The organism is Tenacibaculum profundi, from assembly GCF_052050075.1.
Lineage (GTDB): Bacteria > Bacteroidota > Bacteroidia > Flavobacteriales > Flavobacteriaceae > Polaribacter.
This window is the reverse complement of the sequence record NZ_CP197225.1, coordinates 2,521,858-2,536,938: the sequence shown is the minus strand read 5'-3', so window position 1 is coordinate 2,536,938 and position 15,081 is coordinate 2,521,858. Positions and strand designations below refer to the sequence as shown.

Annotated in this window: 11 protein-coding genes and 1 pseudogene; 10 read left to right on the top strand and 2 right to left on the bottom strand. The window is 31.0% G+C overall.

The annotated features are described in order from the left end of the window. Nucleotides 1–267: 267 nt before the first annotated feature. On the top strand, nucleotides 268–837 hold the full coding sequence (locus ACSIGE_RS10315; protein ID WP_440879789.1) for a hypothetical protein: 570 nt from the start codon (nucleotides 268–270) through the stop codon (nucleotides 835–837). 376 nt (nucleotides 838–1,213) lie between these two features. Here the strand turns inward: ACSIGE_RS10315 and ACSIGE_RS10310 are convergent, their stop codons facing one another. Next, the gene (locus ACSIGE_RS10310; protein ID WP_440879788.1) at nucleotides 1,214–1,906 is read right to left on the bottom strand and encodes a hypothetical protein; all 693 of its coding nucleotides are present in this window, start codon (nucleotides 1,904–1,906) and stop codon (nucleotides 1,214–1,216) included. A gap of 262 nt (nucleotides 1,907–2,168) precedes the next feature. Here ACSIGE_RS10310 and ACSIGE_RS10305 point away from each other — a divergent pair, with 262 nt between their 5' ends. The 5 genes from ACSIGE_RS10305 to ACSIGE_RS10285 all read left to right on the top strand — a co-directional run bounded on the left by ACSIGE_RS10305 (nucleotide 2,169) and on the right by ACSIGE_RS10285 (nucleotide 5,655). Then, complete coding sequence (locus tag ACSIGE_RS10305) at nucleotides 2,169–2,630, top strand: hypothetical protein (RefSeq protein WP_440879787.1); 462 nt, start codon at nucleotides 2,169–2,171, stop codon at nucleotides 2,628–2,630. Nucleotides 2,631–2,916: 286 nt separating this feature from the next. Then, nucleotides 2,917–3,399, top strand: coding sequence for a GTP-binding protein (locus tag ACSIGE_RS10300; RefSeq protein WP_440882206.1), 483 nt, complete (start codon nucleotides 2,917–2,919; stop codon nucleotides 3,397–3,399). 370 nt (nucleotides 3,400–3,769) lie between these two features. Next, complete coding sequence (locus tag ACSIGE_RS10295) at nucleotides 3,770–3,937, top strand: GTP-binding protein (protein WP_440882205.1); 168 nt, start codon at nucleotides 3,770–3,772, stop codon at nucleotides 3,935–3,937. Nucleotides 3,938–4,305: 368 nt separating this feature from the next. Beyond that, entirely contained in the window at nucleotides 4,306–4,890 is a 585-nt protein-coding gene (locus tag ACSIGE_RS10290) for a Crp/Fnr family transcriptional regulator (RefSeq protein WP_440879786.1), read from the top strand. A 147-nt stretch (nucleotides 4,891–5,037) separates the two neighbouring features. Then, nucleotides 5,038–5,655 (top strand): FMN-dependent NADH-azoreductase, encoded by a 618-nt coding sequence (locus ACSIGE_RS10285; RefSeq protein WP_440879785.1) that lies wholly within the window; start codon nucleotides 5,038–5,040, stop codon nucleotides 5,653–5,655. A gap of 174 nt (nucleotides 5,656–5,829) precedes the next feature. Here ACSIGE_RS10285 and ACSIGE_RS10280 read toward each other — a convergent pair whose 3' ends face one another. After that, nucleotides 5,830–10,353: a phospholipase D-like domain-containing protein gene (locus tag ACSIGE_RS10280; protein ID WP_440879784.1), complete on the bottom strand. Its 4,524-nt coding sequence runs from the start codon at nucleotides 10,351–10,353 to the stop codon at nucleotides 5,830–5,832. A gap of 724 nt (nucleotides 10,354–11,077) precedes the next feature. On the opposite strand from ACSIGE_RS10280, the gene ACSIGE_RS10275 reads away from it, so the two are divergent. From ACSIGE_RS10275 to ACSIGE_RS10260, 4 genes and pseudogenes are all read left to right on the top strand, one after another. After that, entirely contained in the window at nucleotides 11,078–11,464 is a 387-nt protein-coding gene (locus ACSIGE_RS10275; RefSeq protein ID WP_440879783.1) for a hypothetical protein, read from the top strand. A 35-nt stretch (nucleotides 11,465–11,499) separates the two neighbouring features. Next, a pseudogene (locus ACSIGE_RS10270) lies at nucleotides 11,500–11,568 on the top strand (hypothetical protein); the annotation flags it as partial. Between the two features lie 21 nt (nucleotides 11,569–11,589). After that, nucleotides 11,590–12,495 carry an SEL1-like repeat protein gene (locus tag ACSIGE_RS10265; RefSeq protein ID WP_440882204.1) on the top strand — a complete coding sequence of 302 codons (906 nt, stop codon included), beginning with the start codon at nucleotides 11,590–11,592 and terminating at the stop codon, nucleotides 12,493–12,495. Nucleotides 12,496–12,500: 5 nt separating this feature from the next. Then, nucleotides 12,501–15,080 (top strand): hypothetical protein, encoded by a 2,580-nt coding sequence (locus ACSIGE_RS10260; RefSeq protein WP_440879782.1) that lies wholly within the window; start codon nucleotides 12,501–12,503, stop codon nucleotides 15,078–15,080. The last annotated feature ends 1 nt before the right edge of the window (nucleotide 15,081 follow it).

Here is a 15,081-nt window from a genome sequence, read left to right as displayed (position 1 = left end):
TAAAAACCAAGTAATTTAAAACAAAAAGACCAACTATATTTTTTATCGAAATCAGTAACATAACTTTAAAAAATATTTTAACATACAAAAAGTAATAAGTTAAATAAAAATATTGCGGATAACCGTAGTACTGAAATTGTGACAAATTATAACTTTACTCTAAAATGGCTTAAGAACTAATTATACGATAAAGTATTTACATTCTAAATCTTGTCTTTTTAACTCTTAATCCATCAAATAAAAATTATAATTTATAATATTTAAAAAATGAAATATTCTATAACTATTGTTTTAATACTTATTTTCATGTCTTGTGCAAGTGAAGATGAACCAGAAGCGACTGATCGTGGAACTTATATTAGCGGTACTGTTGACTCAAAAGTTGAAAATTATCAGCAACTAAATTTTGAAAATGTAAACACATCAAATACATTTTTTAGCAAGTCAAAAGAAACATGGCTACAGGCTTATGAAAATAAAGAAGAAACTAGTACAGGAGGACACTGGAGAATCAGAATTCATGATTTAAACATCCTGAAAGCTTCTCTACCATATTCGGATTGGTCAACCACAAGTGCATCCATAGCATGGGATAATAACCTTACTGATAAAGACAACAGATGTGGTGGTATTGATGCAGGTTGCGAATTTATAGGGTCCACTGAAAAAGGGTTGAAGCTTATAATAAAATCCGTTACAGATAATTACATCGAAGGGGAGTTTTCAGGTAGATTTTACTTGACTGGTGTAGGCTTTAGCAGGTTTAGAGATGAAGATACATATGTTAACGTTAGTGGTGGTAATTTCAGAATTAAATTCAGTCTTGATGACAACTAATTAAGTACTTTCTCAAGTTACTAATAACAAAGCACTTAATAAGTGCTTAAAAAATAACACAAATACTTCGATTAATTAAACGATTATTATAAGGTGTTGAATTATTTATATTATGCAAAAAGATTTTGATATTCTAAATGGTTATAAATACAACTGATTGGTTGCTTTTATTTGGAGAGTAACACTATTGACCTAAACATCATAAAATTAAGTAATCAAAATAAAACAGAAGGACTTTTACCAAAAAATAGACACAATATCGAAAGTTAAAATAGATATTTTTTTATTTAATAGCTTATTATAACTTTAATCCAAAGGAGTATTTAACAAAAAACACCTCTACTGAGGTGTTTTTAGATGATGAATTTAGTGGTATTTATAGAATATTGTATGGTGTAACAGAATCACAACTTCCACTATCTATATGATGTATGTTGTACTCATACCCTTCTGCCTTTATATTTATTAAATCTTTATTTTCAATTGGAAAGAAATCAAAAAGTAACTCGTCATTCATTTTTAATTTGTGTAGTTCTTTTCCTTCGTAATTAATAGTTAAATTTTTACCTGAATTATTTTTTAAATTAATTTTTACTGTTTTTATTAAATGTAGAGATAAAAAATTACTACTTCCAGTATACTCATTTAAAGTAGTAATTGTGTTATTTTTCATTTTTCCTACTTTTAAATCAAAATAATTATTAATACATCCATTAGAACTGAACGCCTCTACAAAATACTTTTTTCCCCTCTCAACTCCCTCGAAATATACAATACCTAATCCGTTAGTAATACCTTCAAAAACGAAATTTCTTTTCTGTACTAAATCTTCAAGACTTTGGTACAATTTTATATGAATTCCTTCAATAAAATTATTTCTATACTTCGTTACTACTACCAATTGATCCGGACTTTGTTCTGTAACTTTAATTGGTGTAGGTGGTGAAACTTCTATTGTTGGATTACCTTTAGAATTCAAATTAACCTCTGGTCCTAAATGGTCATCTGGAGCACACGAATTTAGCACACTAACAAACAATAAAATAGAAATTTTTTGTATCACTTTCATTTTTATTTATTTTTTAATCAAATAGCACATCATGAATTCCAGTGCATTGATTTTTAATACATCAAAATCATGGGCAAATATATTAGTTTTAAAAGGCTTTAAAACCAATATATTTTCTTTTTAGAGAACTTTAACTAAGCAATATAAACTCAAAGCAAATAACTTATTTTTTTGATTAAAAATCATCAATAAAGCAACCAAGTTGCTTTATTTAAAAAATCATTATATTTACTTTCAGTAAAATAAATAAACCTTATGAATAATGATAACAAAAGAACAAGTATTAGAAGCCCAAAATACATGGGCGAAAGGGGTTATAAAAATTGGATCTTTAAAAAAAGATAGGCTAAGCTGTGAAACATTTACTAATGAATTCTTAGATGAACTTTACGCATTTGATTCGGGTATCGTATTATTTAAGCCCACTAAATGCGCAGTCAAACAATTTAGACCGAAAAAAGTAGAAGCGATGTCTTATTTTATCGCCGGAGATAATCGTGCCTGTGAAGAGGACAAAGGATTTGCTATGAATCCATGGATAAAAGTTCGCTTTGAAAATACTGAAATTATCCTAGATGAAAATCGTGCTATCGCAATGGGGAATTACTTCTTTACTGCTCCTGATGGAAACGAAGCGAAAGTAGAATACACTTTCGGATATAAATTAGAAAACAGTAATTTGAAAATTGATTTACATCACTCGTCTTTCCCATACACCCCATAACCTAATTACAATGGATAAAGACATTGATAAGAATTAATCATATTTCAGAAATTACAGTTATCCTATAAAAAAACAATAAAATAAATCTACATGCATTAAAGAATTAACAATACAGGGAAATAAAGTCGTTAAAAAATCTATTATTATTGAAGAGCAAAAAAATAAAACAAAAGAATTATAGCATGTTTATGATATAAAAACTCTAATGATTGCTTATTAATTACATTTAAAAATTAAAGAGTTACAGAGGCAACTCAACGATTTAAACAAAAAAGCAAAATTTTAAATAAAGTACACTCGGCATTTTATTCATACCATTAAAAGTACAAACAAGCTATCCAGAAGTGAAGAAAAATTAGTTGAAATAAATAATAACTATGTCTGTTGTGCGCTACAAGAGGATTTAAGGGAAGAAGTAGAACACCTAGCCAAAGAAAGCCAATTCGACTACCTTATTATGGAAAGTACAGGCATAAGTAAACCAATTTCTATAGCTCAAACATTTTCATTTATGAATAAAGAAAAAGAAATAAACCTTTCAAAATTTAGCCATGTAGATACAATGGTTACTGCAATAAATACCTTCAACTTTTTCAATAATTTTGGCAACCCTAAAACTTTAATAGGCAGAGAACTTACCAAGATTGAAGGTGGTAATCTTGCTATTGTTGATTTGTTGACTGATCAAATAGAATTTGTTAATGTAATTTTAAATAAAGTAGATTTAATAACTAAGGAACATTTTGTGTGTTTTAAAAGCTACAATTAGTAAACTAAACCCTTCGGCAGGAACACTATCCTCAAACTATAGTCAAATAAATCTTAAAGAAATTCTAAATACAGGTTTGTTTAATTTTGAAGAAGCATAAAAAAGCGCTGGTTGGATAGAAGAATTGAGCGAAGATGATCACACTCCTGAAACTAAGACATACGAAATATCTTCTTTTGTTTATCGTAATAAAAAATCTTTTGATCTTAGACGGTTTTGGTATTATATACAACAAAATTCCCCTAATAACATAATGTGTGCTTCTCGACTAAAGCAAACATTAACACATTTAAAATAATGAAGTTAGATTAAATAAGATAGAACAGATGTTTGGTGGAGTAGCATGTCTTTTGAAAAATGAAATCAACACATAGCTTTCTTAAAAAATCAAAAACAGATAGAGTCTAACTGGGACATAGAAATTGGTGATCGTAAAAATAGACTTGTATTTATAGGGCAGAATATCAACAAAGAAAAAATAAGTGCAAACCTTGAACATTGTTTAACAATGTTAGATAAACTAAATAAGGACACCTAGAAAAAAAGAGTATTCTGATAACTGACCTACACAAAGAGCTTGTTCTATAGAATAATATTTTAATTACTCTTTACAGGAAGTCTTATAAAAACACCTATTACCTGACCAATTTGATCATTATTGAAAAGTAACATTACGCTTCTCTATTTTAAGCAATACTAAAAACAAAAAACACCTTTAATTAGCTTTAAAGGAAGTCTTAACCGCAGACAGTTACTATCAAATAGTTTTTAAGTATCTTTGACTACATAATCACATTAATACAGTACTTTGATAAACACTATACTTCGTTAATCCATTTAGATTTCTTATTTAGAAATTAGGAAAAACAAAATGTAAAAAACACAACCCAAATAATAAATTGCAATATGGATATACAGCATTTAACGAATTATTTATCAAACTACATACCTCTCCCTCAGAAGGATGCATTGCTCATAGCAGAAAAGTGTAAAAGAAGAGTATATCTAAAAGGTCAATATTTACTGCAGCAGGGAGACTATTGTAAATATACAAACTTTATAATTTCTGGCGCCACCAAAACCTTTCATATTGATGAAGAAGGAAAAGAGTATATTTTTAGATTTGCGATAGAAAATTGGTGGGCTGTAGACTTACCCAGCTTTATTCATCAAGTTCCATCAAATACAAATATTCAGGCTCTTGAAAAAACAGAAGTAATTCAAATTTCATCACAACATTTAGAAGAGTTATATAAAGAAATTCCAGAGTTAGAACACGTATTTCGTTTGCTTTATCAAGAAGCTTCCATATCATTAGAGAAAAGAATTATTTCTAGTCTGAGCCACACCGCAAAAGAACGCTATATTTTATTTAAAAAAGAATGTTCGAAATTTGAAAAACGTATCCCTCAGTATATGATTGCTTCTTACATAGGAATATCAAAACAATATTTAAGTGAAATACGAAAACAATTGACCCATGAATTGTAAAACATTCAATTAGTTGAATCATATTTATTCAACCAGCTGAATTTCTATATCATCTTTAGAGCTTAATTTTACACCATTACTAACTTAATAAAAAAATGTATTCAGTAAACTACTTTATACCTCTTTTTGATTTAAAAATAGATTATAATGGAAAAAATCATGTATATCATAGCTTCTCCTCGTGGAGCTAATTCTAAAGCTAAAGCTTTATCTGATGCTTATCTTAAAAAACTAAAAAGTAAAAACCCCAATATAGTCATAGAAACTATTGAGCTTTGGGATGAAAACTTACCCGACTTTGATGCTGATAAAGCCGCTGCGAAAATGACCTTTTTTGGAGAAGGTCAAATGAATGATAAAAAAAAATCAGTTTGGAAATCCGTAGTAGAAATCACAGAACGATTCATGAATGCAGATCATTATGTATTTGCCGTACCAATGTGGAATGGAGGACTTCCATATAGATTAAAACAATACATTGATATAATAACTCAGCCTGGAATTTCATTCAATTTTGATCCTGAAAAAGGATATTTGGGACTTCTAAAAAATAAAAAAGCAACTGTATTTTACACAAGTGGTGTTTTTTCACAAGGAGTCGACCCTAAATATGGAATCGATTTTCAATCTACCTATTTTAATTGGTGGCTACAGATGATTGGAATTAAAAACATAGAAGAAGTAAGGTTTCAACCTACCATACTAACCAAAAATCCTAAAAAAGACTTTGAAGAAGCACTAACTAAAGCACGAGAGTTAGTGTAATAATAGATGATCTCTCAAGCACTTTCAAGTAAAGCTTGATACCGTCCTTTTTTTTAAAAATTCAACAATAATATTTGAATTGACAAAAAATAACTGCAAAAAAAACAATACTTCAACAAAAATACTGAAGTATTGTTTATTATTTAAAACTTTATCGTGCGTGTATGCCTTTATTTAGGGTACTAAAATATTCTTAACGACTCTCGATCCATCTAATTTTTCAACGATTAAAAAATGAATACCTGCTACTTTTAAAGACAAATCAATCTTAATATTTAGTTTTTGATTGTTCTTAAAGCTAATTAACTTTTCAGCTCCCCCTGGCGAGGCTATATAAATTTTTGAAACTTTATTCATAAAAGTCTCTGAACATTGTAAATTTAAATATCCTGTTGTTGGATTAGGTCCATAGACCATATTTGTTTCAGTACTAAAAGTTGCTTCCTTTTCTATAGATCTTTTACTTCTTATGGATCTACCAGATCTACCACTAGATACATTTTCCTCTACATAATTCCCTATTTTTTGTACTACCAAAGATTTAATTTTATCATTAAAATTCGTACTCTTAGATAGTACTGGGGTTTGCGTAGTTAAATCAGTAGAATTTGAATTCAATAAAATAATATCCCCTCGGAATAAATCTTCTGTATAACCGATTACTCGCCATCCAGCAGGTACTTTTATAGAACTTATTGTACCAGAAAATTCTTCTAATAGCAAAGATGTATAATAAGTTATATCGCCCTCTAGCTCTTTTTGCTCTCCTTTAAAATCTCCATCAATAAATAACGTTACTTTTTCATTTTTAGAAATTTCAGGAACACTATAATCTTTTAGCTTTTCTATTTTTACAGATTTAACTTTATCATTCCATTTATCACCAATATAAGGGGTATCAAAGTTTATTTCTATAGGCTGCCCAGGGTCACTTTTCCCTAAGTCTTCATAATAAAGAGTAGCTTTCCACCCCCTAGGAACACGTATTGAAGACATTTGACCACTACCTATGCTTTCAAGGTCGGTAGCAGTATAAGGCTCATTCTCTGGATAAAAACCTTGAGAATTTCCTAGATAAAAAATATCTTGATATAGAAACACTCTTTCATCATCCAAAACAATTGTACTACTGCTACTATTAGATAAAACCTGAACAAGAATAGAACTTACAATATTGTCAAAATCTCCTTCTCCATGCGTTTGTTCTGGTATTTCAGCGTAGTCTCCCTCTTCTAATATTTTCAAAGCACCTTGATATTTTGGATCAGAATATAGTAATACTCGATATCCCTTAGGCACACGAATAGAGCTTAACTGGTCTCCACCAAGAGGTACTAGATCTTTCAAATCATAAGTACCATCCTTCACAAATTTATGATTTCCTGTAAAGTTTTTTTCAGAAAAAAGACCAACAGGGATATTCAATTGCGGTACTTGATAAGAATAATTTGGGTCCTTCTCTATAATTATTGCTTTTGTTTTATCATTCCAATGCTTTCCAACAAAAGGAGTGTCATAAGTAATTGTTAAGGGAGCTGTTCTTTTATGGTGGGTAACAATTCCGTCACTTTCTTCATCCAGAAATTCTAATTCTTCCTGATATAAAGTAGCTCTCCACCCCAAAGGTACTTTTAATGAAGACACCTTATTTTCTAAAACAGTTCCTTCTAACTTGTGATACCCTTCAGGCAACGCAAGTAACTTACCATTATATTGCGAATCTGAATATAACCGCACAAAATTTTGCACATCATAATCAATATCCATAGCACCTAAACAAGCATCGATTGACAAAAATGTACGCGATGAATTTCGTATTAAAGGAAGCCAATAGTCATTATAATATTTTTTAACCGTTTTAGAATCTTCAATAATAGTTGCAAATTCAGCCAGTTGTGCAGGGTACTGCGCGTATAAATTATGAGACCCTATTAGAAAAACACTTTGATCTACCATGATCGTTTTTGCGTGATTTGCAAAAGATTCTTTGGTATTGGGATAGGTTTCAGTAACCTCATCAATTCTAACATAACCCAAGTCAATATTTTCACATAATAACTTCCTGTTTACTAAGCTATCATCTACCCCCATTTCTTTAGCTACTTGCCAAATAATATTGATCAATTCTGTATTGCTGATGTGGCTAGTTGTGTCATGTCCCGCTTGTTCATTAGAAAGGATAATTTTTACAGGAATACCGCTGAGTGCTTTTTTTATAAGTATCCTTATAACTGCCTGGTCAACATGATTAACAAATTTATTATTATTAAAAAATTTATTAATAAACCCATGAGCTATAGCTTGTTGTGATATGTAAATGCTATTTTTTGCATGGTCCAATATATATTTTATAGCTTCTTTAAGTGTAGAAGTAGATAGGTTTGTTAAATTATCATTTTTATTTTCTGCTTTTGCATTTAATTGACCTACAGACAACACTTTAAGTCCTTTATTGGAGGTTTTTGGGGATGATGTAAAGTTTAAAATACTTTTAGCAAGAGGAACTTCTTTTACTGTTATTAAATCTGTCGCACTATCATTCCATTCTCTAATATGAGTTTCTTCTTTTGTTTTAACTTTTTCTAGATGTTCGTTCCATAATATATCCGCAAATTTATGAGCATACAAAGCTGCATCTCCATTAATAATAGTAGCTGCATCCATAGGAGGTGTATCCCCTAAATAAATACCCCACAGGTTGTTACCTCCTGAAAAAAGTGTTTTTCCATCTATTGCGACAATTTTAGAGTGATTCCATGATAATATACCCTCACCTAATAGTCCCTTTCCAAAAGTTCTAGAAGCGGTCATATAAACTTTTAAATTACCATTTCCTCCTTTAGGTAATCCTTCAGTAATTTTACCTAATATCTCGTTAACAACTTCATTACCTCTACTTTGAGGTAATCCTTCTATTCGATGACCTTGGCCTAGTCTCTCAAAAATTCTTTTTAAAGCAGTAAAAACACCATCAGTGTAAGAATCATTGGAAAAGCCAGATAAACCTAGGAAAATTCGAACTATTATCTCATCATCAGTATTTTCTGCTGATTTTTGAATTTGAGCCAAAACATCGTGTAATCCTTTTATATAATCTCCATCAATTTTAGATAAAGTAGTGATATCAATTATTTTTTTAACTTTTTTTAAGTTCTTATATAATTTATCGGTGTAAGAACTAAAAGTCAATTGAAAACGTTCGTTGGAAAAACTTGGAGTTGCAAATACTTCAATTTTATCATTATTAGAAATATCCCAAAGATTAAAGCCATTGCTTTCTAGATGCTTAGCAATATTGTCAATTCCAGTCTTCGCCGACCCATTATCAGATGGGTTATTTTCCATTTTTTCTGATTCAATTGGTTGAACAGAAAAATCTGTAAGGTAATTATAAATATAAATAAGTCCCCCGGCAACACCTCCTATTACAGCACAAGTCGGAGCACCTATTCCACCAGTGATGCTAGACAAATAAAGGCAAGATATTGTCCCTGCTGAAACTGTTGCTAATTCACTCGTATAATTTGCATTAACAGCTAAATCTCTCTTTACCCTTTGATTCTGCCGATTGTTTATATCAATCAAACCAACATAACTATCAGAAAAAAAGGCGTTTTTTTCAACATTTGAATTAGCCTCTATGTTTTTTAAACCTTGTTCTACCTCAATATACGTGACCGTTTTCCCCTTAGGAGTATCAAGGAAATTAGTAATTAATTCCTGATAATTATCATTTGAACTACAGTTGAATTCTCGCTTTTGTATACCAGAATAGAAAGAATTCAATACTTGATTCTTATCATCAAGCAATACTACCTTTAAATAATATTCATCTCCACAATTCAATCTACCGTATGATGATGAAAAAATAATTGCTGGAGAATTTTTTAAATCCGAATCCAAATATCCGTTTAATTTAAGGTCTATTTTCTGATTTCTAACGACCCAGTCTCCTCCTTCAACAGTCAATATTTTTTTATCATCAGCTCCACGAGGAAAAGTATTAATTTCCTCAGATGAGGTAAGCACTTCTTCTTTAACTAATTTTTTAGCACCTTTTACATTTGTTCCTTTCCAATTCCAAGAGTTTTCTTTTTCAGGCACTTCCAATAAATTTGGCGGACTAATTCCTAAATAAGCTTTTTTTAAACGTATACTTTCTCCTGTTCCCTTTCCTCGAATTTTATCAATCCACTTTATATACCGTACACCAAAACCATAATTAGTAATTCGTTTACTCAATAACTCCTGATAACCATCAATACTACAATCTATATTTTTAAATCCTTTATTTTGGCTTTGCCAAGTTCCTATTACTTGTTTTTTGGCATCCAAAAGCTCTAATTCCAAGTTATATTGAGCTCCACAAGTTACCCTTTCATATACTTCTGAAATTACAATAGGTGGTGCTTTATCTAATACCTCTTCAGAAAAGAAATTAGTCAAATTAATAAGCTGACTCCTATCCGCATTAGGACCCCTAGAGGTGAAATAATTATCGTCAGAATCTCTTGGGTTTCCTTGATGACCAAGCCATTCTCCTTTTTCTTGTTCCCAACCTACAACCGTTCCTCCATCAACAGAGTCAGGGTTAACAAGTAGATTCGCATGGTAATTTTGGTTTTTTGCTTTTTGAGCCAAAAGCTGACCGAAGCAACAAAACAAAACAAGTTGTAATGTTAATAATTTAAAAGACATTTATTTTTTATTTTAATTTTAAGTGATTATTCCAACTATAAAAAATCATCCACAACACTGATAACAAGCTGAAAATCTGAACAAAAATACTTAAAACCTAAAATAAAAGAACATTAATATTTAAACTTTAACACATCTCAAAAATAACAACACAAATAAAACAACAAGCAAAAACACCCAAAATTACATAAGTAAAAACCCTTAAACATATTTAGCTTTTAGACACATAAAAAAACATGTTTTTTAAAGAATACTACCATTGGATATTTGAAATTACGATTAAAAAAATTATTTACCTAAAACCATTGGCCATAATTACAGATCTTGGCAATCTAATAGAAATAGCACAATTACAGTAGTTATTAGATTTAATTATAAAAATAAAAAAACCCGCTCAAAATTTGAGCGGGAAAATTGCTATGAAAAAGAAAAGTCCTAAGACGTCTCAAAGGACAGTATCAAATATAAACTTATTCTATCAAAAACCAATGATGAAAATTTAAAAAAATCTATTTTTTAAATTTTTAACCTGAGCAATAATATAAAACACCATGACTCTAGAAAATACTTTTGTTTAAAAACACCCGTAAACACTGGGTTTATTACATTTTTTTATATAGTTTCGCAGCCGAAAAAAAGAATAAAAAAATAATGCTATGGAAAAGAACTCGCTCCTCTTTTCCCAGGTATTGTTTTGCGTTTTTTTTAAAATCAATGTAATACTATGAATACAGTAAAAAGAAAAATTATTTTGGTTATCTGCCTTATCAACATTCTAGGCAGTAGCCATGCACAACAACTAATCGATTGTCATTTTAACATTAGTAAAGCTCTAAATTATTTTGAAGGCGATGAATATCATGAAGTAAACCATCAAAAAGCAACGCGCTACCTTACCCCTTGTTTAACAGCAAAGCACTCACATGCGCAAATAATTATGGCTACTATCCTATTAGAGGAAGAACAAACCTCTTCCGACAAGAAAGCATTTAAACTATTAAAAAGTGCTGCTAATGCTGAGGATCATATTGCAATGAATGATTTAGCAGATCTCTACAAATATGGTATTGGATGTAAACTCAGTTTTAATAAAGCCCGAAATGGTATCTAAAAGCCTATGAACACGGCAATAAAGAAGCGGCATATGGCTTAGGATATTTACACCTAAAAGGAATGGGAAGTAGTCAGCAAAACTATAAAAAAGCCATTTATTGGTTTCGTAAAAGTAACCATCCTATGGCTCGTTACTGGTTAGGTGTGTGCTACTATTATGGCTATGGAGTTCCTAAAAACAGAACAATAGCTAATGAATATTTCAGCACAGAATTGGATTATCAGAATCCTCAAAAACCAGCCTCAGATCGTATCGAACAGCAAGAACTCCTGCTACAGCAATTCAAACAACAACAAACTATCCAAACAATACAGGAGAAAATAATAGAAGACCAACAATTACTAGGAAATTGGGAAGGCTCTCTTTTTGTAATGGATTGGTCTGATAATCAAATTGAACAAGAAATCCCTATTGAAATTAACTTTACAAAAAACGAAGACCTATTGCAAAGTATCTGGGAAATCAATAATAACTCTCATCAAAATGACTTTACCAGAATAGACAACACCTTGTTTTATGATGATTTCTTTGCCTCTATTGCTCACACATCCTTTAAAAAAGAAATTCCTTCAACATTGGTACATCAAATTACCGAAACAACCTTTTCTATTCAAAAAAAGGACGCCCAAACATATTTAACAGCCAATATAAAAAGCAATATAAACCAATGGAATGAAAAAGGAGCTCCCATAAGGTTATTACTAACAAAAAAGGCAACTACAGAAAAGCAACCAAAACAAGAATCACTTGCCCCTATGGCATTAGAACAATCGCAAAACTTTTTGCAGTTGTACCCCAACCCTTTTGAAAAGGATCTTACCATTAGTTATGAGTTAAACCGCCCACAGTACACCACCTTGTTTCTTGAAGGATCTTTTATTGAAAAACAATTGATAAAACCTACAGGTTTACAAAATAAAGGTAGCTATAACTATACTTTTAAAGGAGAAAATTTAAAAGTAGGAACCTACATACTCACCCTGATTACAGACGATAAAAAACACACTAAAATTGTTATAAAAAATTAAAAACGATGAAAAAAATATTTTATTTATTACTTGTATTAGGGCTTATAATTCCCTTGCAAGCACAAAGACAAAGCCGAAGTGCTAGACACCTAAAAAACGGTGAATATAAAGCTAGAAGAACAGCAGTTCGAAATCCAAATTTTCCAGACACCCGAAATGTTGAAGGACTTGACAATATAAGTTTCAATTACAGTTCTAGCCTTCAAACTATAGCCAATAATGAACACCTCATTCAAATGGCGGCCAAACGTAAATTACGACGATGGCTAGAACATCAAAAGAACAATAGAATTAAACCTGAAATAGAAGGAGTACTAGGCAAAAGATTTAGCAACTTTAACGATGCCAAAAATACCTTATTTAATTTTACAGAAAAGAAAAACCTTAACACGTTAATTTCAAAAACAAGAAATCGGTATTCTGGTGAAAACAAAAGAAACCAAACCACACAAAACAACCTGCTAAAGGAGTTAAAAATTCTTCAACACAGAGAAAATGAACTCAAAGGGGGCAATAGAAACAATGCTTTATATGCTGATAGAAGAGTCAATAATATTCCCGTACAAAGAATTGTATCGATACCCCAATTATCTAGAATTCGACAAGAACTAATTAAAAAAGTTGAACCTGCCATAGCTAAGTATCACGTAAGTAATCTCGTTAATAAAAAACTAAACAGTTTTAACAGTGAAGACCATACCCGTATCTTAAATAGTGCTGTAGGGCAGAAACACCAATATTACAATCATCTCAATGATTGGTCAAAATTAGATTATATACAGTCTCTTATATTTAAAATAAAAGATAGTAGAAGGATCGGACCATACTTATCGCGCACCAATTCAAAATTTCAGCATGAAATGCTTAGTGTTGCGCAAATTCAGCAATATGCAGAGCAACACAGAGAAGGAGGGTTTTCTGTTTTTGATTCTAGATCTTATAGCCTTTATATGTATAATATAAGAGATTTAAATAACAAATGGATTAGTAAGAAAAATAGAGAGCTTGCAAACATATTGAGTAAGACTGCTATTGGTGCAACTTCCGAAGTCGATTATTTAATAAATACCTACCGTATCAAACAGCCTGACAGAATTCAATGGTTAAACGAAAATTACCGCTCAAACGTATTTCGTGATATGGTAGCCAAAACAAAATCGTTGATAACTCCTCAAACCATTGCAAATACCAATACTGTTTTTAATAATCATATTAAAACAGCTCTTTATGCTGGGGGTAAAACAACCAATTGGCTAAACCGCGGTAATGTAACTAACGAACTACACCGACAGTTTTTTTACACCAATGCACATGCCAGTAGGGAACTCGATAAACTTATGTTTTTTAATGACCCTGTAAGGCAAACAACTATAATTATGTCTGAAAAAAATGCTACAGACTATTTAAAAAAGATACTGGCACCGTTAGACCGTAGAAATAGTTGGAGTGTTGCTGAGGCTCAACAATGGGCTCTTGGACAAATTGAACTAGACAATATACTTACACGTATTACAGTAAAGTGGCAACCCGCTACAGGAAGAATTAACGGAAAAGTAGGACAAGAATACACACACCGTTACAGTGATGGAAACACTACGTATTATAAAATGACTGACGGGGCTGTGGTTATTAATAGCGATAACACCCTTGTATTAAACAAAAACAATCAGTTAGTTAGAAAATTAAGAAGTGAAGCTGGAGGTAAATCTTGGTACATTAAACCCAACGGAGCTCAACACTGGTCTAACTACCTTATTCTAGGTCCTTCTAGCACAAAAGAAGAACTAGAAGTACTGTTTGAATTAGGTACTACAGCCCTAGCTAAATTTATTGGAAGTGTTATCATCCCTGTGGAAGATGTTAAAGTTCTAATTGACGGGAAAGATTTTGATGGACAAACCGCTTCACGTTGGTTAGCCGCAGGATTACTAGTTGTTGAAGTAGTTCCAGGAGGTAAATTAGTAAAAGTTATAGTGAAAGCAACTAGAACAAAAAAAGCTTGGAAAATTGCAACTAAAATAGGGGATAAAGTATATATTAGCTTGACTAAAGCGGTGAGGAGATTTACAACATCAGAATTAGCGCTTTTGAAAAAAGTTGATGTACCTGATTTTGTCTCAAATAATCTAGATGATCTATTGTTAACTGAAAACAGAACTACAATATGGAGCCTTAACAATGTTTCCTCTGGTCAATTCAAGAGAGGAGATTTAATTGAAGAAATATTTAATCAATGGGGTAATAAATATGGCGGTTATCAAAATTTAAATGATATAATTCCAAATTATAGGACTTTGGATTTTGACGGTGTCCTTGCAAATATTAATGAGGTCGTATCCCTGAAATCATATAAACGAGCAGATAAATCCATATCAACTCTAAAAACGACATTAAGAGGGTATGTCAGAAAGCTAAACAATGATATTGCGATAGGGGTCAATCATGCTGGAAAGAATAGGGTTTTAGATTTTGTGATTGAAGAAGGTTCCTTAACTCAAAATCAAATGGATAATATTTTGGATTACGTAGATGACTTGTTAGATGAGTTTACAGATGTGGATAAAATTAAAATAACACCTTTTTAAA

What these genes read in the sequence shown, in the direction of transcription:
- ACSIGE_RS10305 (WP_440879787.1), top strand. Translation starts at nt 2,169, where the DNA reads ATGATAACAAAAGAACAAGTATTAGAAGCCCAAAATACATGGGCGAAA.
- ACSIGE_RS10315 (WP_440879789.1), top strand. Translation starts at nt 268, where the DNA reads ATGAAATATTCTATAACTATTGTTTTAATACTTATTTTCATGTCTTGT.
- ACSIGE_RS10285 (WP_440879785.1), top strand. Translation starts at nt 5,038, where the DNA reads ATGGAAAAAATCATGTATATCATAGCTTCTCCTCGTGGAGCTAATTCT.
- ACSIGE_RS10260 (WP_440879782.1), top strand. Translation starts at nt 12,501, where the DNA reads ATGAAAAAAATATTTTATTTATTACTTGTATTAGGGCTTATAATTCCC.
- ACSIGE_RS10265 (WP_440882204.1), top strand. Translation starts at nt 11,590, where the DNA reads ATGGCTCGTTACTGGTTAGGTGTGTGCTACTATTATGGCTATGGAGTT.
- ACSIGE_RS10275 (WP_440879783.1), top strand. Translation starts at nt 11,078, where the DNA reads ATGAATACAGTAAAAAGAAAAATTATTTTGGTTATCTGCCTTATCAAC.
- ACSIGE_RS10280 (WP_440879784.1), bottom strand. Translation starts at nt 10,353, where the DNA reads ATGTCTTTTAAATTATTAACATTACAACTTGTTTTGTTTTGTTGCTTC.
- ACSIGE_RS10290 (WP_440879786.1), top strand. Translation starts at nt 4,306, where the DNA reads ATGGATATACAGCATTTAACGAATTATTTATCAAACTACATACCTCTC.
- ACSIGE_RS10310 (WP_440879788.1), bottom strand. Translation starts at nt 1,906, where the DNA reads ATGAAAGTGATACAAAAAATTTCTATTTTATTGTTTGTTAGTGTGCTA.